Below are 21,296 nucleotides of genomic sequence, written 5' to 3'. Positions count from 1 at the left end.
ATACTGACGGGATATTCCAGCCGGAAATCCCTCATGGCCATCCTTCGCTGCAACAAATGCGGGTACCTTGCCGAAATCGCCGACACCCAGGCCGGCAAATCGCAGCCCTGCCCCAAGTGTGAAACCGCCGCCGTCGCCTACCCGACGCTGTTTTTCGTCGAAAAGCTGCTCGACAAGTATTTCGACGCCCAGCGCGAGCTGATCCGTCTCAAGGGCCAGCCCGCCGCCCCCGAAGGCCAGCCGGCAGCCGACAGCAGCTTCGACCTGACCAATACCGACCGCTTCGCCACCGAACTGCAGCACGGTCCGATCTACGACTGGTTCAACCGCAAGCAGATCAAGGTCCAGGCCGATCTGCGCCGGGTCGACACCAGCGGTTTCTTCGACGAAGTGGCCGAAGCCATCGGCGCCAACCCCGGCCTGCTGCGCGAGGTCGTCGACCGGCTGCGCTGGGCGCAGCAGAAGGAACACAGCAGCGTCACCATCCATCTCGACAAAAAGACGCCGGACGAGGCCGCCGCGCTGTCGCGCTTCTGCCAGCAGCTCTACGATTTTTCTTTCGTCGCCAAATGCTTTCACAACAAGGCCGAGAACAACGTCCGGCTGATCCTGCAATCGGCACCCGGCATCCGCAACTTCTTCGCCGGCGAATGGCTGGAATGGCTCGCCCTGATGCGCAGCCTGCGCCAGACACAGGAACGCGGCAAGCGCTTCTCCTGCGCCCGCGGGCTGGAACTGGTGCTGGGCAACGGCGACCGCTACGAGATCGATGTTTTCCTGCTGATCGACGGCAAGACGCCGATCTGCATCGAATGCAAGTCGGGCGAGTTCCGGCAGAACCTCGACCGCTACCTGGCGCTGAAGAAACGGCTCGGGCTCGAGCCCTGGCAATTCGTCATGTGCGTTGCGGGGCTGACCGACGACAGCGCGCGCGGGCTATCGGCAACCTACGAACTCAGCTTCGTCAACGAAACCACGCTGGGCCAGCATCTGGCCCGGGTACTCTGAACCCTCAACTCCAGATCCGCGTCGCGCCGACCGTCGCCAGCCCCAGCCAGGTGGCGGTCAGCGAGCCGGCCAGGTGCAGGGTGGCGAGGCCGAAGGCCAGTGCCGGCTGCCCGGCCAGCAGCCGCTCGACGACCTCTGCCGAAAAGGTCGAGAAGGTGGTCAGGCCGCCGAGAAAGCCGGTGATGGCGAACAGTTTCAGCGCCAGCGGCCATTGCGCATTGAGGTGGAACAGACCGACAGCGGCGCCGACCAGGTAACCGCCGAGCAGGTTGGCGGCCAGGGTCCCCAACGGCAGCGCAACGAACAGCGGATTGAGCGCCAGCCCGAGCAGCCAGCGCAGCCAGGCGCCCAAGGCGGCGCCGACGCCGACGGCAACGAATCCGATGGGGTTCATGAACATCCTCCTTGCCCCGATTCTAGCCTGTGACAGGTCGGCGGCCCAGCGACAGCCCGGCCGGAAAAATGTCACAATCCATTTTTCGCCCGGCCAGGCCGTCGACCGCAGAAATCGGCCAGCAGCGGCGTCACGGAGAGGACACCCCATGGAATTCAAGGATTTCGCCGATATCGAAAAGGCGACCCGGCGCGGCCGGCGCGAAGTTTCGCGACTGGGCCTGGGCCTGCTGTTCGTCGTCTGCACGATGATCTACACCGCCCTCGGCGTCGGTCTCACCGGCAGCCAGGGCATCATGCTGGTCGTCGCGTCGATGATCGGCGGCTACATGGCGATGAACATCGGCGCCAACGACGTCGCCAACAACGTCGGCCCGGCGGTCGGCTCGCGCGCGATCACCATGGGCGGCGCCATCATCATCGCCGCCGTCTTCGAAATGGCCGGCGCCTTGATCGCCGGCGGCGACGTGGTATCGACGATCCGTAGCGGCATCATCAAGCCGGAGGCCATTCTCGACAGCAATCGCTTCATCTGGCTGATGACCGCGGCACTGCTCGCCGGTGCGATCTGGCTGAACATCGCGACAGCGATCGGCGCCCCGGTGTCGACCACCCATTCCATCGTCGGCGCCGTGCTGGGTGCCGGCATTGCGGCCGGCGGCCTGTCCGCCGCCAACTGGGGAACGATGGGTGGCATCGCGGCCAGCTGGGTGATCTCGCCGGTCCTGGGCGGCATCGTTGCCGCGGCCTTTCTCTACTGGATCAAGCGCGCCATCACCTATCAGTCCGACATGGTCGCTGCCGCGCAGCGGACCGTCCCGGTGCTGATCGGCCTGATGGCCTTTGCCTTCTCGACCTACCTGATCCTGAAAGGCCTGAACCGGATCTGGCACAGCGACCCGCTGACCGCCGGGCTGATCGGCGGTGGACTGGGACTGCTGACCTGGTGGCTGATGCGCCGGCGGATCTCGGCCCGGGCAATCCGCCTGAACAACACCAAGGCCAGCATCAATTCGCTGTTCACCGTGCCGCTGATCTGTGCCGCCGCCTTGCTCAGTTTCGCCCACGGCGCCAACGACGTGGCCAACGCGGTCGGCCCGCTGGCGGCAATCGCCGATACGGCGATGAACGGCCAGCTATCGGAAAAGGCATCGATTCCGCTGTGGGTGATGATGATCGGCGCGATCGGCATCTCGCTCGGCCTGTCGCTGTACGGGCCCAAGCTGATCCGTACGGTCGGTTCGGAAATCACCGAACTCGACCAGATGCGGGCTTTCTGCATCGCCATGTCGGCGGCCGTCACCGTCATCGTCGCCTCGCAACTCGGCCTGCCGGTCAGCTCGACGCACATCGCGCTGGGCGGCGTGTTCGGCGTCGGCTTCCTGCGCGAGTTCATCAAGACCAGTTATTCACAGATGATCGAGGAAATCCGCGAACACCATCTCGGCAGCGACCGCGACGTGGTCGATGCCTTCCTGAACCGCTTCGCCAAGGCCAGCGTCAAGGAGAAGCGCGAGATGCTGGACCAGTTGAAGGCGCGCACCGCCCAGGCCGATCTGACCAAGCGCGAACGCAAGCAGATCCGCAAGGTGTACCGCCACGAACTGGTCAAGCGCTCGGCCGTGTTCAGGATCGCCGCGGCCTGGATCGTCACCGTGCCCGCCTCGGCGCTGATGGCGGCGATGATCTATTTCATGATCTTCGGCATCGTTCACGCCTGACGCCCGACGGCGATAATTTGACCCGCGTTTGATCCAGCGCAAGCGCGCATATCGGCGGGTGCTAAAATGCGCGCCCGTCACATTTTTTTAAAAGAACCGTCATGTTCGGCGCGCTGATGCCCAAAGAGGGCAAATATTTCGACCACTTCAATGCACACGGAGAACTGATCTCGCTGGGCGGCACCGCCCTGACCCGATTGATCGATGCCCTGGCCAGCGGGGCTGCAGAAAACGAAGCACAGGCCCTGGCCGACGAAATCGACCGCCTGGAGAGCGCCGCCGACAAGATCACCCATGACGTGCTGGCCCACCTGCACAGCGCCTTCATCACCCCGTTCGACCGCGACGAAATCCATCAGCTGATCAACGGCATGGACGACATCATCGACATGATGCAGGACGTCGCCGAAGCGATGTCGCTCTACGACATCCACCGCATCCCGGCCGAAGCCAAGTCGATGGCCGAGATCACCGAACGCTGCTGCAAGCAGGTCACCGCCCTGGTCAAGCTGCTGCACAACATGGACAACGCGCCGCAAATCCTCAAGCTGTGCCACGAAATCGACGATCTCGAAGCGGAAGTCGACCGCCTGCTGCGCGTTGCCATGTCCAAGACCTTCCGCGAAGAACCGGACGTCCGCGAAGTCATCAAGCTCAAGGAAATCTACCAGCTGCTCGAATCGGTCAGCGACCGCTGCAAGGATGTCGCCGGCACCGTCGAAGCCATCGTTCTCGAGAATTCCTGAGTCTCCCCGATCATGGAAAGCCTGCATATCGGCCTCGGGGTCGTCGTCACCCTGATCGTCGTCGCCCTGCTGTTCGATTTCATGAACGGCTTCCACGATGCCGCCAACTCGATCGCCACCATCGTCTCGACGCGGGTGCTCAAGCCGCACCATGCGGTGATCTGGGCGGCATCGTTCAACTTCCTCGCCTATTTCCTGTTCCACCTGAAGGTCGCCTCGACCATCGGCAAGGGCACCATCGACCCGAGCATCGTCGATCACTACGTGATCTTCGGCGCGCTGGCCGGCGCCATCGCCTGGAACATCATCACCTGGTACTACGGCATCCCGTCGTCGTCGTCGCACGCCCTGGTCGGCGGCCTGGTCGGTGCCGCCGTCTGCAAGGCCGGCTTCGGCAGCCTGGTCAGCGCCGGCGTCCTGAAGATCATCGCCTTCATCTTCGTCGCCCCGCTGCTCGGCTTCGTCGTCGGCGGCCTGCTGATGGTCGCGGTCTCGTGGATCTGCCGAAACATGGCCCCCCGCAAGGTGGACAAGCATTTCCGCCGCCTCCAGTTGCTGTCGGCCGCCGCTTACAGCCTCGGCCATGGCGGCAACGATGCACAGAAGACGATCGGCATCATCTGGATGATCCTGATCGCCGCCGACATGTCGACCATCGACTCGGAAATCCCCGGCTGGATCGTCCTCGCCTGCTACACCGCGATGGGCCTGGGCACGATGTTCGGCGGCTGGCGCATCGTCAAGACGATGGGTAACCGGATCACCAAGCTGAACCAGGCGCGCGGCTTCTGCGCCAACAGCGGCGGCGCCTTCACGCTGTTCCTCGCCTCCGCCTTCGGCATTCCGGTGTCCACCACCCACACCATCACCGGCGCCATTGCCGGCGTCGGCACCACGCGCGGCGCCCGGCACGTCCGCTGGGGCGTCGCCGGCGGCATCGTCTGGGCCTGGGTGCTGACGATCCCGTGCAGCGCGCTGATCGCGGCGGTGGCCTGGTATCTGGGACGCTTGGTGCTCTGAGGTGCTGTTGCAGGCGCACCGCTAAACCCTGCTTGCCGCCGGTTACCGGTGGGCATCGTTAGTTCCGAGACGCCGGGTTCTGCGCTTGCGGCGCGGGTTGGATTTTCTGAGAGGCGGCTTTCCGCCGTTGACCGGCGGGCGTCGTTGTTACGGAAATGCCGGGTTCCGCGCCTGACGCGCGGGCGTACTTTTCTTGCTTCGCCAAGAAAAGTAGCCAAAAGAAGGCGACCCTGACTTTCGCGGTCGGCGTGCCGCCGACTGCCCTGCGCGACTCGAAGGACCGGGCGGCTGGCTAAACTCGGCCCTGCGGGCCTCAGACAACGCCAGCCGAAATCCCCCGGCCCTTCTGCGTTGCTCGGCGCGAAACACAGGGAACCGGGAAAACGTCACGGCGGAAACCTTGGCGGAAAAAATGGTTTTTGTGCCGTCGACCGCAAGATTCGTTTTTTTGCGCTTCTTGTGTGGTCGACCGGCTTTTTCGCCCATTTTCCCCGTCGACCGCAGCACACCATCGGTTTCGGGCCCCTTGGAAGGCGCCGAGCAACGCAGGGCGGTCGGGGGCCGTCGGCTGGCGTTGTCCGAGCCGAAGGCGAGTTTAGCCAGCCGCCCGACCGCCCGAGTAGCACAGGGAACCGGGCAAAGCCCGGCGCCGACCCAGGGTCGCCTTCTTCTTTGGCTACTTTCTTCTTGGCGACGCAAGAAGAAAGTACGCCCGCCGGTCAACGGCGGAAAACCGCCTTTCAGAAAACCCACCCCGCGTCAGGCACGGAACCCCGAGCCTCAGCAACACCCACCGGTCAACAGCAAAACCCGGCAAAAAACTACGCCCGACGCCCCACCCGCTCCCTCACCCAGACGATCAAATCGTCAACATAGGTAAACACCACCGGAATCACCAGCAGACTGAGGAAGGTCGAGGTGATCAGCCCGCCGATCACCACCGTCGCCATCGGCGAGCGGAAGCTGGCATCGACGCCGATGCCGAGCGCGATCGGCAGCATGCCGGCGCCCATCGCGATGGTCGTCATGACGATCGGCCGGGCCCGCTTCCGGCAGGCGTCGAGCAGCGCGTCGCGGCGCGACAGGCCGTGGTCGCGACGAGCCAGGATGACATAGTCGACAAGCAGGATGGAGTTCTTGGTGGCGATGCCCATCAGCATGATCATGCCGATCATCGACGGCATCGACACCGCCTGCTGGGCAACGAACAGCGCCAGGAAGGCGCCGGGCACCGACAGGACCAGCGCGGCAAGGATGGTCGCCGGCTGGACGAAGTCCTTGAACAGCAGCACCAGCACGATATAGATGCACAGTACGCCGGTGCCCATCGCCAGGCCGAAGCTCTGGAACAGTTCGCCCATCGTTTCGGCATCGCCGACGGTGCTCTGGATGATGCCGGGCGGCAGTTGCTGCAGGCTGGAGAGCGCCTTGGTCGCCTTTTCGACGTCGCCCAGCGCGCGGCCGTTCAGTTCGATCTCGAAATTGACGTTGCGCAAGCGGTCGTAACGATCGATTTCGGCCGGCCCGCCGGCAATGCCGATGTCGGCGATGCTTTCCAGCTGTACCGGGCCGTTGCGGCCGGGCACGGTCAACTGGCGCAGCAGGTCGAGATCGGTCCGCGCCGCTTCCGGCAGTTTGACGACGATGGGCACCTGGCGCTGCGCCAGATTGAGCTTGGCCAGGCCCTGATCGTAGTCGCCGGCGGTGGCGATGCGCAGCGTGTCGGCAATCGCCGCCGAGGTCACGCCGAGGTCGGCCATGCGGGCGAAATCGGGACGGATGGTGAACTCCGGCCGGGTCAGGCTGGCCGTCGTGGTGACGGCACCGACGCCGGGAATGCCGCGCAGCTCGCGTTCGACGACACGGGCGTGTTCGGACAGCACGCGGCCGTCCTCGCCGGCCAGCACCAGCACGTATTTCTCGTTGCCGGAAGCCAGCCCGACCTTGACGCGGGTGCCGGGAATGGCGGTCAGGGCTTCGCGCAGATCGCTTTCGACCGACTGCTTGGTGACCCCGCCGCGCGCTTCGCGCGGCGTCAGGTTGACGGTCAGCGTCGCCTTGCGCACCTCGGCGGCACCGGACGGCGCGAACGGGTCCTTGCCGGCCGACCCGCCGCCCAGCGCGGTATACACCAGGCGCACGTGCGGATTGGCGGCGACGATGCGGCGGGCCTGTTCGGCCGCCGCATAAGTTTGCTCGTAACGCGTGCCGGGCGGCAATTCGAGGTGGATCTGCGTCTGCGACAGATCGTCGGGCGGCAGAAAACCGGTCGGCAGCAACGGCACCAACGCGAAGGAGCCGAAGAAGAACAGCGCGGCGCCGCCCAGGGTCAGCAAGCGGTGACGCAGGCACCAGCCGGCCCAGCCCTCGTAGATGCCGAGCCAGCGCGGCTGCGCCTGGTCGGCGACGGGCTTGAGCAGGTAGGCCGCCATCATGGGGGTCAGCATGCGGGCGACGACCAGCGAGAAGAACACGGCGATGGCTGCGGTCCACCCGAACTGGACGAAGAATTTGCCGGCCACGCCGCTCATGAAGGCGGTCGGCAGGAATACCGCGATCAGCGTGAAGGTGGTGGCGATGACCGCCAGGCCGATCTCGTCGGCGGCTTCCATGGCCGCCTGGAAGGGCGTCTTGCCCATGCGCAGGTGGCGCATGATGTTCTCGATCTCGACGATCGCGTCGTCGACCAGGATGCCGACCACCAGCGACATCGACAACAAGGTAACGACGTTGAGCGTGAAGCCCATCAGGTACATCGCGGCGAAAGTCGGAATGATCGACAGCGGCAAGGCCGTCGCGGCGACGAAGGTGGCGCGGCCGTCGCGCAGGAACAGCCAGACGACGACGACGGCGAGGATGGCGCCTTCGATCAGCAGCTTCATCGAGCCGTCGTAGTTTTCGATCACCGGATCGACGAAGTTGAAGGCCTCGGTGATCTCGATGTCCGGATGGTCGGCACGCAGCCGTTCGAGCACCACGCCCACCGCCTCGGCCACCTCGACCTCGCCGGCGCCGCGGCTGCGCGAAATTTCGAAACTGACCACCGGCTTGCCGTCGAGCAGCGCCGCGCTGCGCCGCTCGGCGATCGTGTCGGAGACCGTTGCCAGTTGATCGAGACGGACCCGCCGGCCGTCGCCCAGCACGATGTCCATCGCCGCCAGTTCGGCCGCCGTCTGCACCGTGCCGATGGTGCGCACCGACTGCTCGACACCGCCGATGTCGGTGCGGCCGCCCGACGCTTCCTGCTGGATGCGCCGCAGCTGACGCGACACATCGGCGGCGGTGACGCCGAGCGACAGCATGCGCGCCGGATCGAGTTCGATCCGCACTTCGCGCGTCACCCCGCCGACCCGGGCCACGGCGCCGACGCCGCGGGCCGACAGGATGGCCTTGCTGATCGTGTTGTCGACGAACCAGGACAGCGCCTCCTCGTCCATCCGCGACGACGACACGGTGTAGGTCAGGATCGGCGCACCGGTCACCGAAATGCGGCTGATCACCGGATCGCGCAGATCGCCCGGCAGGTCGGAGCGGACCCGCGACACGGCATCGCGCACGTCATCCACCGCTTCTTGCGTCGGCTTCTCCAGGCGGAACTCGGCGGTGATCGTCACCATGCCGTCCTGGACCTTGGTGTACAAGTGCTTGAGCCCTTGCACGGTGGCGATCGAATTCTCGATCTTGCGCGCCACCTCGGTTTCCATCTGCGCCGGTGCGGCGCCCGGCAAGGCGGCGGCGACGGTGACCATCGGCAGGTCGATATCCATGAACTGCTGGATCTTCATCGCCTTGAAGGCGACCAGGCCGGCCAGCGTCAGCAGGATGAAGAGCAGGATGGCCGGGATCGGGTTGCGGATCGACCAGGCGGAGACGTTCATTTGGCAGCGCCCACGGTGGCGGCCGGCACCGCCGGCGTCGCGTTGGTCACGCGCACCCGGTCGCCGTCGGCCAGGAAGCCGGCGCCGGCGGCCACGACGCGGGCACCGTCGGGCAAGCCGTCGACGATTTCCACCCGGCCATCCTGGCGCCGGCCGAGCGCCACCTTGGTCTGGGCTACCTGCGCCTCGCCATCGAGGCGGAACACGTAGGCGAAGCCTTCGCGCAGCACCAGCGCGCCTTCCGGCACGGTGCGCGCCGGCGCGGCGGCGAGCAGGAATTCGCCGCGGGCGAACATGCCGGCGCGGACGGCATCGTCCGGCGCAAGGTCGACATAGACGATGCCGTTGCGCGAACCGGCATCGACGCTGGGCGCCACGCTGCGCACCTTGCCTTCGACCGTGGCCCCGCCCGGAGCGGCGATCCGTACCGGCATGCCGGTACGCAAACCGGCCAGATCGGCCGACGGGACTTCGGCCCGCCACTCCAGCCGACCGCCGCGAATCAGCCGGAACAGTTCCTGACCGGCCTGGGTCAGCGAACCGACCGTCGCCGAACGCGCCGACACGACACCGTCGTCGGGCGCCAGCACGCTGGTTCGCGCCAGCCGCAACTCGGCCGCCTGCAGCCGGGCACGGGCCGCCGACAGTCGGGCAGCGGCGCCCTGTTCGGCGGTCTGGTACTGGGTATTCATCTGCTGGCTGTAAAACCCGCGCGCCTGCAGTTCGACGGCGCGTTGCGCATTGCCCCTGGCCTCGGCCACCGAGGCTTCCAGCTCGGCCACCGCCGCCTTCGCTTCGGCCACTTCGCTGGCCACCGTCGACGCATCGATGCGCGCCAGCGGCTGCCCTTTCCTCACCTTGCTGCCGACATCGACCAGCACCTCGGCGATCCGGTAACCCGCCACTTCGGCACCGATCACTGCTTCCTGCCAGGCGGCGACGTTGCCGTTGGCGGTCAGCGTGCGCGGCCAGTCTTCAGTGCGCGGCACCACCAGCTCGACGGTCAAGGCCGGACGCAGCTCGGCGGTCGCGGCGCCCGGTTCGGCGGACTTGTCGCCGCAGGCGCCCAGCACGAGCGCGGTCAACAACAGGATCGGAAGGTTTTTCATCGGAAATGGGAATCGACCGCAAGAAAACCGAATGATACCCCGAGCACATATCCCGTCGGCGGCCGACGGGCGGCTTTGGCGTATCATCTTCGCTTCCCCGACCCCGCATTTCCGGCCCACGACAATGAAAACCGATACCCCGCAAACCGTCTACCTGAAGGATTACACCGCGCCCGCCTGGTGGATCGATACGGTCGACCTCGACATTTCGCTCGAAACCGGCGCCGCCACGGTACGCGCGACGCTGGCCATCCGCCGCAATCCGGACGTGCCGCCGCGTCCGCTGACGCTCGACGGCGAGGAACTGAACACCGTGTCGCTTGCGGTCGACGGCCAGGAAACGCCGTTTTTTGCCACGCCGACGACGTTGACCGTAGACGGCCTGCCCGACGCCTGCACGCTGACCACCGTCGTCCGCATCGATCCCGACAAGAACACCCGCCTGTCCGGCCTGTACCGCTCCAAGGACGGCTACTTCACGCAGTGCGAGGCGCAGGGTTTCCGCCGCATCACCTGGTTCCTCGACCGGCCGGACGTGATGTCCGTCTATACGGTGACGCTGCACGCCGACCAGGCACAATTCCCGGTGCTGCTGGCCAACGGCAACCCGGTGGACAGCGGCGACGAGGCCGACGGCCGCCATTGGGCCAAGTGGGCCGACCCGTTCAGGAAGCCCGCCTATCTGTTCGCCGTCGTCGCCGGCAAGCTCGATGTACTGCGTGACACCTTCAAAACCGCTTCCGGCCGCACGGTGCAGCTCGCCATCTACGTCGAACCGGGCAAGCTCGACCAGTGCCCGCACGCGATGGAAGCGCTGAAGAAATCGATGGCCTGGGACGAGCAGCGTTTCGGCCTGGAATGCGACCTCGACCATTACATGATCGTCGCCGTCGGCGACTTCAACATGGGCGCGATGGAAAACAAGGGCCTGAACATCTTCAACACGAAATACGTGTTGGCCCGCCCGGATGTCGCCACCGACGTCGATTTCGAGAACATCGACCGCGTCGTCGCGCACGAGTATTTCCACAACTGGACCGGCAACCGCGTGACCTGCCGCGACTGGTTCCAGCTCTCCTTGAAGGAAGGCCTGACCGTCTTCCGCGACCAGGAATTCGGTGCCGACACGCACAACCGCCAGACCGCCCGCATCCGCGAGGTGCGCGGCCTGCGCGCCGCGCAGTTCCCGGAGGATGCCGGCCCGATGGCGCACCCGATCCGGCCGGCGAGCTTCGTCGAGATCAACAACTTCTACACCGCCACGGTCTATGAAAAGGGCGCCGAAGTCATCCGCATGATCCAGACGCTGATTGGCCGCGACGGTTTCCGCGCCGGCATGGACGAATACTTCCGCCGGCACGACGGCCAGGCCGTCACCTGCGAGGATTTCGTCGCCGCGATGGCCGCCGCCAGCGGTTTCGACTTCACCCAGTTCATGCGCTGGTACAACGAACCGGGCACGCCGAAAGTCACGGTCGACGCCCATTTCGACGCAGAATCCAGGACCTGCACGCTGACCTTCGCGCAATCCAATCCGCGCGCCAGCGACGCGGCACCTTACCTGATCCCGATCCGTGTCGCGCTGTTCGCCGCCGACGGCACGCCAGTGGCCGGCAGCGAACGCACGCTGCAGATGACCGCCACCACGCAGTCCTTCGTCTTCGAAAACGTCGCGGAAGACGCCGTGCCGTCACTGCTGCGCGACTTCTCGGCGCCGGTCAATCTCGACTTCGACTACACGCCCGAGCAGCTGACGCTGCTGCTGGCCCACGAAAGCGACCCGTTCAACGCCTGGGAAGCCGGCCAGCGGCTGGCCTCGACGCTGATCCTCGACGCCGCCGCCGAACTCGCCGCCGGCCGCGCCCCGCACTGGCCGGACAGCTTCGTCGCCGCCTGCCGCCGCCTGCTGCAGACACAGCACGAGCGCGGTGCCGCCTTCGTCGCCGAAGCGCTGACCCTGCCCGGCGAAACGACGCTGGCCGAACAGCTCGACATCGTCGATCCGGATGCCCTGCACGCCGCCCGCAACGCCCTGCGCCGGCATCTCGCCGAACAGCTCGAAGGCGATTTTTCCGGCCTCTACGCCGCGTTGACCGTGACCGAGCCCTACGCGCCGAACAGCGAGCAGGCCGGCCGCCGCGCGCTGCGCAACCTGTGCCTGTCCTACCTGCTCGAACTCGATACCGACGCCGTCCGCCAGCTGGCTTACGCGCAATTCAAGGCGGCCGACAACATGACCGACCAGTTCGCCGCGCTGGCCGCGCTGGCCAACGTCAATGGGCCGGTCTGCCCACAGCGCGAGCAGGCGCTGGCCGAGTTCTACGCGCAATGGAAGGATGAAGCGCTGGTTGTCGACAAATGGCTGCAGGCGCAATCGACCAGCCGCCGACCGGACACGCTGGCCACCGTCAAGGCGCTGACCGCCCACCCGGCCTTCGACGCCGGCAACCCGAACAAGATCTACGCGCTGATCCGCGCCTTCGGCGCCAACCTAGTCCGTTTCCATGCCGCCGACGGCAGCGGTTACGCCTTCATGGCCGAGCGCATCCTGCTGCTGCACGACAAGAATCCGCAGGTCGCCTCACGCCTGGCGCGCAGCTTCGATCGCTGGAAGAAGTTCGACGCCGGCCGCCAGGCGCACGCCCGCAGCGCGCTGGAGCGGATTCGCGATCATGCCGGGCTGGCGCGGGATGTTCATGAGGTGGTGAGTCGGGCGTTGGGGTGAGGGGACGGCCAGGCCGGAATGGCTAGTTTCGTCCTTGGCGGGCGCTTTTTTGGTTGATTTAGCGCTGGTTTTCGCCGTTGACCGGCGAGCGTACTTTCTTTTGCTTCGCCAAAAGAAAGTAGCCAAAGAAAAGGCGACCCTGACTTACGCGGTCGGCGTTCCGCCGACTGCCCTGCGCGACTCGAAGGGCCGGGCGGCTGCGCAACTCGGGGCTGCGCCCCTCAAACAGTGCTCGCCGACTGCCCCCGGCCCTTCTGCGTTGCTCGGCGCTGCAGACAGGGGACCCGAGAAGCGTCACGGCGGAAACGCCAGAGACAATAAAAAGTGCCTTTCGCGGCGACCGCAAAAATCGCCTTTTTTTGCGGTCGACCGTACTTTTCTCGTTTTTTCTACCGTCGACCGCAGCACACCGCCGGTTTTCCGGGCCCCTTGGGAGGCGCCGAGCAACGCAGGGTTTCGCGGAAACAGGGCGAGCACTGTCTGAGGGGCGCAGCCCCGAGTTGCGCAGCCCCCGCGAAAACCGAGTAGCGCAGGGCACCGGGCACAGCCCGGCGCCGACCCAGGGTCGCCTTCTTCTTTGCTTACTTTCTTCTTGGCGAAACAAGAGGAAAGTAACGTCGCCGGTCAACGGCGAAAAACAGCGCTTCAGAAAAACCAACCAAAAATCAAACCACCCCCTGCGCCAGCATCGCCTCCGCCACCTTGACGAAGCCCGCGATGTTCGCGCCGTTGACGTAACTGACCGTGCCGTCCTCGCGCCGACCGTAACGCAGGCAGGCATCGTGGATGCCGCGCATGATATCGAGCAGGCGGGCGTCGACTTCCTCGCGCGGCCACGACAGGCGCATCGCGTTCTGGCTCATTTCCAGCCCGGAAGTCGCCACGCCGCCGGCATTGCTGGCCTTGCCCGGGGCGTAGAGCACGCCGCTGTGCTCGAAGACTTCGACCGCCGCCGCCGTCGACGGCATGTTGGCCCCTTCGGCGACGCACAGGACGCCCTTGGTGACCAGGCGACGGGCGTCGGTTTCGTCGAGTTCGTTCTGCGTCGCGCAGGGCAGCGCAACCTCCACCGGCACCGACCAGGGCTTGGCGCCGGGCAGGAAGGTGGCGCCGGGGATGCGCTGCGCGTATTCGTCGACGCGGCCGTAGCGGTGGTTCTTGACGTCCATCAGTTCGGCCAGCTTGGCCGGCGTGAAGCCTTCCTCGTCGACGACGGTACCGCTCGAATCGGAGACGGTGACCACCCGGGCGCCGAGCTGCATGGCCTTTTCGACGGCGTACTGGGCGACATTGCCGGAGCCGGACACGGCAACGCGCAGGCCCTCCAGCGAACGGCCGATCTGGCGCAGCATTTCCTCGGCAAAGTAGACGGTGCCGTAACCGGTCGCTTCGGGACGCATCAGCGAGCCGCCGAAGGCCAGCCCCTTGCCGGTGAACACGCAGTCGGCACGGTTCGACAGCTTCTTCATCATGCCGGCCATGAAACCAACCTCGCGGCCGCCGACGCCGATGTCGCCGGCCGGCACATCGGTGTCCGAACCGACGTGGCGGAACAGTTCGGTCACGAAGGCCTGGCAGAAACGCATCACCTCGCCGGGGCTGCGCCCCTTCGGATCGAAATCGGAACCGCCCTTGGCGCCGCCCATCGGCAGCGTGGTCAGCGCGTTCTTGAAGGTCTGCTCGAAGGCGAGAAATTTCAGGATCGACAGGTCGACCGAAGGATGGAAGCGGATACCGCCCTTGTAGGGGCCGATCGCCGACGAATGCTGGATACGGTAGCCGCGATTGACCTGCACGTCGCCGCGGTCATCGACCCAGGCGACGCGGAACATCACGATGCGCTCGGGTTCGACCAGACGTTCGAGCAGCCCCTGCTCGGCGTAACGCGGATGGCTTGCGAGGAAGGGCCACAGGCTGGCGATCACTTCCTCGACCGCCTGCAGGTATTCCGGCTGCCCCGGGTTGCGGGCGGCCACGCGAGCGACGAATTCGTCGGCGGAATTCAACTTCAAGATCGTTTCTCCCAACGGAATGAAGGCGCTCTACGGCGCCTTTCCTGCGATGACCGGCAATCAGGCCGGCGTCTCCTCAACCCCCGCACTACCGGCCTCGGCCGGCGGCGGTAAAACCTCGACCACGCGCAGCGTGCGCGGGCGACCATCCGGGAAGGGCCAGTCGATCGTCTGACCGACGCTGACCCCGATCAACGCGGCGCCGACCGGTGCCAGCACCGAAATCCGGCCGGCGGCGATATCCACCTCGTCGGGATAGACGAGTTCGACTTCGCGCAACTGGCCGCTCGATTCGTCGCAGTAGCGGACGCGCGAGTGCATCCCCACCACATCGGGCGACATTGATTCCACAGGAACAACAATGGCACGTTCCAGTTCGGCCCGCAGTTCGGGCGGCGGAGACAGTGACAGCAGACGGACGAAATCGTCGTCGCTCAGCAGCAGATTCGGCTGGGACATGGCAAAACCCTCAAACAAGGAATGCCCGGCGCAGTCCGGCCCGCAGGCTGGACGCCCGACGGGCAAGGCAAGGGCATCTTAGGCGCTATCCCGGCGCTTGATAAGCTGGCAAATCCGAACAATACTGTTTCCAATATGGAAACAAAGCACACTCTCGACATCAAGGACATGCTGGTCTTTGCGCAGGTCGTGAAGGCGCGCAGCTTTTCGCTCGCCGCACAGCGCATGGGCGTTTCGAAGTCGCGCGTCAGCAAGGCGGTCGCCCGGCTGGAGGCGGCGCTCGGGGTCCGCCTGCTGCACCGGAGCACGCGGCGGCTCGGCCTGACCGAAGTCGGCGAAGCCTATTTCGAGCATTGCGACCGCATCCTCGAGGAACTCGCCCAGGCCGACAACACCATTCACCGCCTGCACCGCGCGCCGCGCGGCACCTTGCGCATCGCCACGTCGGTGGCCTTCGGCACGCTGCATGTCGCGCCGGCGCTGCCCGGTTTCATGGCGCAGTATCCGGAAATCGGCGTGGACATGACGATCAGCGACCGGCTGGCCGATCTGGTCGAGGAAGGTTACGACCTGGCGCTGCGCATCACGCCGGCCCCCGGCGAGAACCTGGTCGCTCGCCGGCTGGCGCCGATCCACCGGAAGATCTGCGCCAGCCCGGCCTACCTGGCGCGCCACGGTACGCCGCAGACGCCGGCCGAACTGCGCCGGCACAACTGCCTGGATTACACGCACATCGCCGCGCGCGGCGCCTGGCGCCTGAACGGGCCGGACGGCGAGATCGAAGCGCCAGTCGATGGCAGCTTGCGCATCAACGACGACGAGGCGCTGTCGCAGGCCGTCGTCGGCGGTCTCGGGCTGGCGCTGTTGCCGACCTTCATCGTCGGCCGCGAACTGCAGGCCGGCCGGCTGGTCGAGGTGCTGCCGGGCTACGTGCCGCTGGAGCGCTTCCTGTACGCGGTGCATTTGCCGAACCGGCACCTGCCGCCCAAGGTGCGCGTGTTCATCGATTACCTGCAGCAGCGTTTCGGCGATCCGCCCTACTGGGATCGCGGCGACGCACTGCCGGCCGATGGACCGTCGGCCGGCGCGGGGGGCCTCAGTTTCGCCGCGGCCGACTGAAAGCGCCGGCCTGGCCGCTCAGGCCGTCGGCACCGCCGCCACCGCATCGAGGAACTCCCGCCCCCAACGCTCAACGTCGTTGTGGCACACCGTGTCGTACAGCGTGCGCAGGCGCTCCTGACGCTCGGCCATCCCCATGTCGATGGCCATTTTCAAGCGTTCACGCAGGTCGACCGGATCATGCGGATTGGTCAGCACCGCAGCGTGCAACTCCGCCGCCGCGCCGGCGAACTCGGACAGTACCAGCACGCCGTCGCCGCCCGTCCGCCCCTGCGTCGCGACGTACTCCTTGCACACCAGATTGAGGCCGTCGCGCAGCGGCGTGATCCACATCACGTCGGCCTCGGCGTACCAGGCGACAACTTCCTCGAAGGGCAGCGGCCGGAAGAAAAAGCGGATCGGCGACCAGCCGACTTCGTTGAACTGTCCGTTCACACGGCCGACCGCCTGTTCGATCTGCACCTGCAATTCGTCGTAGACCGTCATTTCCTTCGCCGCCGGCACACAGACGACGACCAGGGACACCTTGCCGCACAAGGCCGGGTAGTGGAGCAGCAGTTCGCCAAAGGCGCGGATCTTCTCCAGCGTGCCCTTGGTGTAATCGAGGCGCTCGACCGACAGGACCAGCGTGCGCTCGTCGAACTCGTCGCGGATCGCCGCCCGGCGGCCGGGCGTCCGGCGGTCGTCCAGCGCCTGCCCGATGCGCCCCAGATCGAGGCCGACCGGATGCGCGCCGAGGCCGATGCGCCGGCCATGCACCTCGATCTGCGTGGTCATCGTCTCCAGCCCGACGGCACAGCCGTAACTCAGGAAGCGCGGCGCACAGGCCCGGCGCTCGACGATCTTCAGCGGCGCGACGCCACCGGCGACATCGACGAAATTCTCCGACTGCCGCGGAATGTGGAAACCGATGTAGTCGCACTGCAGCAGGCTGCCGACGATCTCCCGCCGCCACGGCAGCACGTTGAACACGTCGGCCGACGGAAAATAGGTGTGGTGATAGAAGGCGATGCGCAGGTCGGGACGCAGTTCGCGCAGCGCCGCCGGCACCATCCACAGGTTGTAGTCGTGCAGCCAGACGGTGGCGCCCGGCGCCGCCTCGGCGGCGGTTTTTTCGGCAAATTTGCGGTTGACCGCAAGAAACACCTGCCAGTCCTCCTCACGGAACACCGCGCGCTCCCAGAAGGTATGCAGCGTCGGCCAGAAGGCTTCCTTGGAAAAGCGCTTGTAGAAGACATCGACCTCGTCCTTGCTCAAGGCGACCCGGGCGGCGAGCAGCCCGGGATAGGCCTCGGCATCGACCGTCGTGTGGCTCTCGAAAGGCGGATCGGCCAGCGCGTCATGCACGCTCCAGGCGACCCACGAACCGCGCTGGCCGCCGGCGAAGAAGGAAAGCAGCGTCGGAATGATGCCGTTCGGCGATTTCGGCCGGCGCATCACCAGCCGGCCGTTGATCCGCTGTTCTTCGTAAGGCAGCCGGTGATAGACCATCACCAGGCGCGCGCCGCCGCACGCCGGCGACTCGGCCGGCTGCACCTGCCAGCGGGCGAGCAGGCCGAAATGCAGGATTGCCTGCAGGATGCCACCGCAGCCGGCATCATCGGCGTGCAGCGTCGCGGGCAGATGGCGCGTCGCCTCGATCAGGCCGGCTTCCGAGCAGCCGACGCACACGCCCTGAAACCCCGCCTCGAACATCGACAGGTCGTTCAGGGTATCGCCGGCAACCAGCACGCGCTGGCGCTCGATGCCGAGATGCTCGACCAGCGCCGTCAAGGTGCTCCCCTTGTTGACGCCGGCCGGCAGGATGTCGAGATAGCGGCTGTCCGAATACAGCACGGCGCACCCCAGGCCTGCCGCCAACTCGGTCATCGCCGGCGTCACCGCATCGACATGGCAGAAATAGGAACAACGGCGGCGCTGCGGCACCTCCTGGCGCTCGAGTTCGGGAAAGGCACGCATCGCCTCGGCCACCACATGCTCGCCCGGCCAGCGGGCGTCGATGGCAGCCTGCAGCGGCTGAACCGGCTGCAGGCTGCCATCGACGACGGTACCGCCGACATCGCAGATGATGTAGTCGGGTTGCGGAATCGCCGGATCGGCCAGCAGCGGCATCACCGCTTCCAGCCCGCGCCCGGTCACGAACACGAGTTGAACGTCGCGATTGCCGTTGATCAGTTGGTAAAGGGCTTGCCGGTGTTCGGGCCGGCCGCCGAGAAAGGTGCCGTCGAGATCGGTCGCGAGCAGCATGGGGAACCTCCTTGTTCACCCCGGAACAGGCCGGGGAGGCTGACAGGCCATCCACAAAAATATTTTGTGTTTAAATATATTAAAGGCCACGAGGTTACGTATCGTAACACAGCATCTATTTGATTAATAATATTGTTTAAAAAACTCCGACATAAATTTGCATTGAAATTAAACTTAATAAGGCCCGAACAAAGCCATGGAAAGCGACTACAAGACCTTGCAACTCCTGCTCAATACCTTCGCCACGCCGCTGCGCATCGCCGTCATCGTCGTGCTGGCCTTTGCCGCCCAGGCGGCGATCCGCCTCCTGCTGCCGCGCCTGCGCGAAACCGTCGCCAGCCGCCAGGAATCGCGCGACGCGGTACAGCGCGTGCATACCCTGACCCGCGTCGTCCGCTATACGCTCACCGTGGCCATCAGCGCCGTCACCGTATTGCTGGTCCTCGGCGAACTCGGCATCTCGGTCGCGCCGCTGCTCGGCGCCGCCGGCGTGGCCGGCATTGCGATCGGTTTCGGCGCACAGAGCCTGGTCAAGGATTATTTTTCCGGCTTCTTCCTGCTACTGGAAAACCAGATCCGCATCGGCGACGTCATCGAGGCCGGCGGCAAGATCGGTGCCGTCGAGGAATTGACGCTGCGCTACCTGCGCTTGCGCGACTACGGGGGCAACGTGCATTACGTGCCGAACGGCCAGATCACCGTGGTCACCAACATGAGCCGCGGTTTCGCCTATGCGGTGATCGACCTCGGCATCACGCACGGCGAGGATGTCGACCGGGTGATCGGCGTGATGCGCGACGTCGGTGCGGCACTGCGCGAGGACCCGGCCTTCGCGCCGAAGATCCTGGCCGATCTGGAAATCGCCGGGGTCGATCAGTGGGCCGATTCGGCCATCGTCATCCGCTGCCGCTTCCAGGTGGCGGCCAGCGAGCAATGGTCGGTACGCCGCGAATACCTGCGGCGGGCCAAACAGGCGTTCGACCGCCTGGGCATCGAGATTCCGCTACCGCACCTCAAGCTGGTGCGCCCCGACAATCTGGCCGGCGCCTGATCAGCCGCCGGCCGCCTGCCTTGCGGCAGCCCACTGGCGCCGGCTGACCGGCAATTTTTCCGGCCGCCCCCGCAGCAGTGCCCAGCCATAGGCCTCGGCATCGTCGTCGGCGGCCTTCTCGAAGCCGGCCAGCGCGTGGCGGGCGATCAGCACGGCCCGATGCAGGCGCAGGAAACGATCGGCGAATTCGCTCTCGAGATGATTCAGGGATTCGTCGAGCAGATACTCGCGGTCGACCGTGTGCGCAGCGACATATTTGAGGTCGGCCTTGAAGTAAAGGACCTCGGACACCGGCACCAGCAGCAGCCGGCCACGCTCGTGGCACGACAGATGACTGCGTCCGCCGCCGCGCACCGCCCGGCCGATGCCGCCGAGCACCTCGGCATCCGGCGCCGGTTGCGGCAACTTCTGCAGCGCCGCCAGCAAACGCTGCGCGCGTACCGGTTTCATCAGGTAATCGACCGCGTTCAGCTCAAAGGCCTGCACCGCATAGTTGTCGTAGGCAGTGGTGAAGATCACCGCCGGCGCCGGCGACAGTCGGCCGAGATGCGAGGCAAGCTCGATGCCGTCCATGCCGGGCATGCGGATGTCGCACAGCACCAGATCGACCGCCTGCGTATTGAGGAATTCGAGGGCCTGCATGCCGTTGCCGGCCTCGCCGACGACGATGCCCGGAAAATCCCCGGCCAGATCGCCGAGCAGCGTGCGCAATCGATCGCGGGCCAGCGGCTCGTCGTCGACCAGCAGGATTCTCAGGGGCGTTTGCGTTGACATGGCAGGATGATGCGGACTTCGTAATGATGGTCGCCGACCTCGGTTTCGAGTCGCGCTTCCAGATCGTAATACAGCGCCAGACGTTCGCGGATGTTGGCCAATGCCATTCGGTTGCCGACGGCCGGTTCGGGCCGACCGACGGTCGGATTGGCGATCCGGATATGCAGATCGTCGCCTTTCCGGGCCAACGCGATGCTGACCGTTCCACCTGCCGGCGCGGGCTCGATGCCGTGGTAAACGGCGTTCTCGAGCAGCGGCTGCAACATCAGCGGCGGAATCGGCAGATCCATGGAAATGTCGCCGATCTGCCAGTCGACCGCAAGACGCTCGCCCAGCCGCAACTGCTCCAGTTCCAGATACTGGCGACCGAGCGCGATTTCATCGGCCAGGCTGGCCAGCTCGCCCGGATCGCGCATGGCTGCCCGGAACAGGTCGGACAACGACTCCAACGCCTGCTCGGCCTGCTGCGGCCGGGCGCGGATCAGCGACAGCACGGCATTCAGCGAATTGAACAGGAAATGCGGCCGGATGCGCGCGTTCAGCGCAGCCAGCCGTGCCTCGGCCTGGGCCGGCGAAAAGGCCCGCGAGCGCAGCTCGAAATACAGCAGCAGCAGGGCCGTCGCCACGCCGGCCAGCAGGCCGGAACGCCAGACGCCGTCCTCGGCCAGGCCGAGCAGGCCGGCATGCGCATGGATCGCCGTCGCCAGCCCGGCCGCCAGCGCCACCACCAGCGACTGGCCGACACGCAGCGGCAGGCGCCACAATGCATCGCGACCGAGCGCCAGCAGTCCGAGCCCGATCAGCAGCACCGGCTCGACCAGCGCCGCCAGATCGACATACTGCGCCCACCAGTCGCCGGCATCGCGGGCGCGCACCAAAGCCGCCAGCGCCGCCAGCGCATTGCCGCCCAGCAGCACGCGCAGCATGATGCCGAAATTGCGCCAGTCGGGCAGCGGCTGGGTCGCCGGAAAGTACCGTATACTTGCCATCTTTCTGCGCCTGCGGCGCACCTTCCCCGAGTTGTTCCGTCGTCA

15 protein-coding genes are annotated in these 21,296 nt (G+C 66.0%); 7 read left to right on the top strand and 8 right to left on the bottom strand.

Annotated features, from left to right (window positions below):
- Positions 1-33 precede the first annotated feature (33 nt).
- Positions 34-1,008 (top strand): DUF1887 family protein, encoded by a 975-nt coding sequence (locus L0962_RS04150; RefSeq protein ID WP_234084521.1) that lies wholly within the window; start codon positions 34-36, stop codon positions 1,006-1,008.
- Between the two features lie 4 nt (positions 1,009-1,012).
- Here L0962_RS04150 and crcB read toward each other — a convergent pair whose 3' ends face one another.
- Positions 1,013-1,402, bottom strand: coding sequence for a fluoride efflux transporter CrcB (gene crcB, locus L0962_RS04145; protein WP_234084519.1), 390 nt, complete (start codon positions 1,400-1,402; stop codon positions 1,013-1,015).
- Positions 1,403-1,550: 148 nt separating this feature from the next.
- Between crcB and L0962_RS04140 the strand changes: the two genes are divergently transcribed.
- The 3 genes from L0962_RS04140 to L0962_RS04130 all read left to right on the top strand — a co-directional run bounded on the left by L0962_RS04140 (position 1,551) and on the right by L0962_RS04130 (position 4,888).
- Positions 1,551-3,122 carry an inorganic phosphate transporter gene (locus L0962_RS04140; RefSeq protein ID WP_234084517.1) on the top strand — a complete coding sequence of 524 codons (1,572 nt, stop codon included), beginning with the start codon at positions 1,551-1,553 and terminating at the stop codon, positions 3,120-3,122.
- A gap of 101 nt (positions 3,123-3,223) precedes the next feature.
- Complete coding sequence (locus L0962_RS04135) at positions 3,224-3,868, top strand: DUF47 domain-containing protein (RefSeq protein ID WP_234084515.1); 645 nt, start codon at positions 3,224-3,226, stop codon at positions 3,866-3,868.
- Between the two features lie 12 nt (positions 3,869-3,880).
- Positions 3,881-4,888: an inorganic phosphate transporter gene (locus tag L0962_RS04130; RefSeq protein WP_234084513.1), complete on the top strand. Its 1,008-nt coding sequence runs from the start codon at positions 3,881-3,883 to the stop codon at positions 4,886-4,888.
- A gap of 821 nt (positions 4,889-5,709) precedes the next feature.
- Here the strand turns inward: L0962_RS04130 and L0962_RS04125 are convergent.
- Together L0962_RS04125 and L0962_RS04120 are read right to left on the bottom strand one after the other, a co-directional pair.
- Positions 5,710-8,766 (bottom strand): efflux RND transporter permease subunit, encoded by a 3,057-nt coding sequence (locus tag L0962_RS04125; RefSeq protein ID WP_234084511.1) that lies wholly within the window; start codon positions 8,764-8,766, stop codon positions 5,710-5,712.
- A complete protein-coding gene (locus L0962_RS04120; protein WP_234084509.1) occupies positions 8,763-9,875 on the bottom strand; it encodes an efflux RND transporter periplasmic adaptor subunit in 1,113 nt (370 codons plus the stop codon). Before L0962_RS04120 ends, L0962_RS04125 begins: the two co-directional genes overlap by 4 nt.
- A gap of 124 nt (positions 9,876-9,999) precedes the next feature.
- Here L0962_RS04120 and pepN point away from each other — a divergent pair, with 124 nt between their 5' ends.
- A complete protein-coding gene (pepN, locus tag L0962_RS04115; RefSeq protein WP_234084507.1) occupies positions 10,000-12,600 on the top strand; it encodes an aminopeptidase N in 2,601 nt (866 codons plus the stop codon).
- A 665-nt stretch (positions 12,601-13,265) separates the two neighbouring features.
- Here the strand turns inward: pepN and gdhA are convergent.
- Entirely contained in the window at positions 13,266-14,612 is a 1,347-nt protein-coding gene (gene gdhA, locus L0962_RS04110; protein WP_234084505.1) for an NADP-specific glutamate dehydrogenase, read from the bottom strand.
- A 60-nt stretch (positions 14,613-14,672) separates the two neighbouring features.
- Positions 14,673-15,071, bottom strand: a complete 399-nt coding sequence (rnk, locus tag L0962_RS04105; protein WP_234084503.1) for a nucleoside diphosphate kinase regulator — start codon at positions 15,069-15,071, stop codon at positions 14,673-14,675.
- A 135-nt stretch (positions 15,072-15,206) separates the two neighbouring features.
- Between rnk and L0962_RS04100 the strand changes: the two genes are divergently transcribed.
- On the top strand, positions 15,207-16,190 hold the full coding sequence (locus L0962_RS04100) for a LysR family transcriptional regulator (protein ID WP_234084496.1): 984 nt from the start codon (positions 15,207-15,209) through the stop codon (positions 16,188-16,190).
- An 18-nt stretch (positions 16,191-16,208) separates the two neighbouring features.
- Here the strand turns inward: L0962_RS04100 and ggpS are convergent, their stop codons facing one another.
- Positions 16,209-18,437 carry a glucosylglycerol-phosphate synthase gene (ggpS, locus tag L0962_RS04095; RefSeq protein ID WP_234084494.1) on the bottom strand — a complete coding sequence of 743 codons (2,229 nt, stop codon included), beginning with the start codon at positions 18,435-18,437 and terminating at the stop codon, positions 16,209-16,211.
- Between the two features lie 196 nt (positions 18,438-18,633).
- Between ggpS and L0962_RS04090 the strand changes: the two genes are divergently transcribed.
- Positions 18,634-19,488, top strand: a complete 855-nt coding sequence (locus tag L0962_RS04090) for a mechanosensitive ion channel family protein (RefSeq protein WP_234084492.1) — start codon at positions 18,634-18,636, stop codon at positions 19,486-19,488.
- Here L0962_RS04090 and L0962_RS04085 read toward each other — a convergent pair whose 3' ends face one another.
- Positions 19,489-20,262, bottom strand: a complete 774-nt coding sequence (locus tag L0962_RS04085) for a LytTR family DNA-binding domain-containing protein (protein WP_234084490.1) — start codon at positions 20,260-20,262, stop codon at positions 19,489-19,491. It lies immediately after the preceding gene.
- Positions 20,241-21,251 carry a sensor histidine kinase gene (locus L0962_RS04080; RefSeq protein WP_234084488.1) on the bottom strand — a complete coding sequence of 337 codons (1,011 nt, stop codon included), beginning with the start codon at positions 21,249-21,251 and terminating at the stop codon, positions 20,241-20,243. The genes L0962_RS04085 and L0962_RS04080 overlap by 22 nt, the downstream gene beginning before the upstream one ends.
- Between the last annotated feature and the right edge of the window lie 45 nt (positions 21,252-21,296).

The sequence above is a fragment of the Azonexus sp. R2A61 genome (assembly GCF_021401135.1).
Classification (GTDB): domain Bacteria; phylum Pseudomonadota; class Gammaproteobacteria; order Burkholderiales; family Rhodocyclaceae; genus Azonexus.
Note: the sequence above shows the minus strand (reverse complement) of the source record. Positions and strands in the feature narration are given on the sequence as shown.